Origin of the sequence: Streptomyces calidiresistens (assembly GCF_014141525.1) — a bacterium.
In the GTDB taxonomy this organism is placed as follows: Bacteria; Actinomycetota; Actinomycetes; order Streptomycetales; family Streptomycetaceae; genus Streptomyces; species Streptomyces calidiresistens.
Genome location: NZ_VKHS01000894.1, coordinates 1 through 2,054, shown reverse-complemented (window position 1 = coordinate 2,054; position 2,054 = coordinate 1). Strand labels below are relative to the sequence as shown.

The following is a 2,054-nucleotide window of genomic DNA, read 5'->3' as shown; positions in this document are numbered from 1 at the left end:
CGGGAGCCCCACGGGCGCGCACGACGACGGGCGGTGCCGGCACCTCCCCGTGCGGGATGTGCCGACACCGCCCGTCGATACCGGGACCGGGCACCCGGGAGGCCCGTCCCGGACACCCGATCCCGACCGCCGGCCGCCGGCCGTCAGCCGTGCGGGATCGTCACCGTGGACAGGTTGCCGATGCCCACCGTGCTCGGCCCGTTGCCGATGGCGTTCCAGACCTCCACCCGCACCCGGCCGTTCACCAGGTCGGCGTGGGAGCCGGTCGAGGAGGCCAGGCCCCGGCTCTCGGTGTACCGCTCCCACCCGGGTTCCGGATCGGTGGCGAAGTAGTGGTAGGTCTCCGTGCGGTCCCACGTGCCGTTGCCCGTGTGGTCGTAGGAGATCCGCACCTGTTGGCCGTTGGCGACGGTGGTGCCCGCGTCCACGAACACCTCGAAGCGGGTGCTGCCGCCGGTGTACCGGGCGTTCACCCCCTGTGCGAGGAAGGTCTGCGGCTGGTGCGGGGAGCCGTCGTGGTTGGCGCCGCCCGCCGAGGGGAGCGTCGCCGAGGACGCGCCGGACTGCGCGGCGCCGAGGCCGCCGTTGCCCCGCAGGTGGAGCACGGAGGGGTTGCCGGGCTGACCGGGGTCGCCCGGGTCGCCGGAGCCGCCGCCGTTGTCACCGCCGGAGCCGTTTCCGCCACGGGTCCAGACCGCGACGTGGTCCACGATCAGCGAGTGGCCGGGCTGCGTGGCCGCCACCGGCGTCGGGAAGCCCGCCACCCCGTCGGGGAAGGCACCGCCCATGGCCAGGTTCAGCAGCAGGAAGTATCCGGCGTGCTCGGTCATGTTCGCCCACGTGGCGGCGTCGAACATGCCCTGGTGCACGCGGTGGTACTGCTCGCCGTCCACGTACCAGCGGAACTCGTTGGGCGTGACCGAGCGGTCCCACTCGAAGCCGTAGGTGTGGAAGGCCTCCTGGCAGGTGGCCCCCGGACAGGGACGGCTGTTGCCCAGGCCGTTGAACTCGTCGCACGGCCCGCCGGGCGCCGTGCCGCAGTGCAGCACGCCCCACACGGTGTTGAGGCCGTTGACGTTCTCCATGATGTCGAACTCGCCGATGCCCGGCCAGTTCCAGTAGTTGCCCCGGTAGGGGGAGCCGAGCGCCCAGAACGCGGGCCAGTAGCCCAACGCGGCCTCACCGGTGACGTTCGGCAGCTGCATCCGGCCCTCGATGCGCAGCGTCCCGCCCTCGGGCGCCTTGAAGTCGGCGCGGTGGGTCTCGATGCGGGCCGAGGTCCAGCGCCCGGAGTTCTCGCGCAGCGCGGTGATCCGCAGGTTGCCGTTGCCGTCCAGCGCGATGTTGTCGGTGGAGTTCGTGTAGTACTGGATCTCCCCCGTGCCCCAGTTGTCGGGACCGCCGGGGTAGGAGTGGCCGGTGTTGATCTGCCAGTTCTCGGCGGAGGGCAGGGAGCCCGCGGGGCCGTTGAAGTCGTCGCCCCAGACCAACTCCCAGCCGTCCTGTGCCGGGGGGATCGCGGCCCGGGCGTCGGTGGGGGTCAGCGCGGTGGTGAGCGCGGCGGCGGCCAGCACCATGGCGCCGAGGCCGGCGAGGACCGCCTTCGGTGTCCGCCGCCGTCGCGACCGTGCGGGGGATTGCGTGCCCATGGGGGGAGAGCACCTCCTGTGTGTGGGGTGGCGCCGCGACCGGGGGGCGCGGCGGGAGCGCTCATCCGTCGTTATAGGTGTAGTCCAATCACGGGTCAACGAGGTGCCGGTTCCGGAACTTTCCCCCACCTCTCCTTCACCGAATCCCCGTACGGCCTTCCCGGGCCGCCTTCCCCCACGGCCTTCCCGGGCCGCCGGATCGGTGTCGGTGGGACGCCCGGTCGCGGTTGACCGGCGGGCCGGGGTCGGGGGCCGGACGCGCGGGACCGTCGGCTCCCGCCGGGGGGCGGAGAGGTCGGGTCCGCCGCGGGTCACGAGGGGACGCCCCGAGCCCACCGGCCGCGTCCGCCGGAACCACACCGGGGAAACCGGGGAAACCGGGGAACCCAGGAAAAGGGGTGGGGC

1 protein-coding gene is annotated in these 2,054 nt (G+C 73.3%); it reads right to left on the bottom strand.

The window, feature by feature from the left end:
• Positions 1 to 143: 143 nt before the first annotated feature.
• Positions 144 to 1,649, bottom strand: a complete 1,506-nt coding sequence (locus tag FOE67_RS23865) for a glycoside hydrolase family 16 protein (RefSeq protein ID WP_182666906.1) — start codon at positions 1,647 to 1,649, stop codon at positions 144 to 146.
• Between the last annotated feature and the right edge of the window lie 405 nt (positions 1,650 to 2,054).